Origin of the sequence: Belnapia arida (genome assembly GCF_016773205.1) — a bacterium.
GTDB classification, from domain to species: Bacteria; Pseudomonadota; Alphaproteobacteria; order Acetobacterales; family Acetobacteraceae; genus Belnapia; species Belnapia arida.
This window is the reverse complement of sequence record NZ_JAETWB010000216.1, coordinates 1-273: the sequence shown is the minus strand read 5'-3', so window position 1 is coordinate 273 and position 273 is coordinate 1. Positions and strand designations below refer to the sequence as shown.

1 protein-coding gene is annotated in these 273 nt (G+C 63.4%); it reads left to right on the top strand.

Annotation, left to right across the window (positions count from 1 at the left end; all coding sequences use genetic code 11):
* Positions 1–273 (top strand): ATP-binding cassette domain-containing protein (locus JMJ56_RS33455; protein ID WP_202836165.1); only part of this gene is annotated, 273 nt, incomplete at both ends.

The window sequence follows — 273 nt, the reverse complement described above, 5'->3', positions numbered from 1 at the left end:
CGCTTAACCCGCTCAAGACCATCGGCGCCTCGGTGGAGGAGGGCATGGCCATCCACGGGCAGGGCGATAAGGCCTCCCGGAAGAAGCGTGCACTGGAGCTTTTGGAGCGCGTGGGCATTGATGATCCGCAGCGCCGCTATCACCAGTACCCGCATGAGCTATCCGGCGGCATGAAGCAGCGCGTGCTCATTGCCGCGGCCGTGGCATTGGAGCCGGAGCTCATCATCGCCGATGAGCCTACCTCCGCGCTTGATGTCACCGTGCAGAAGATCA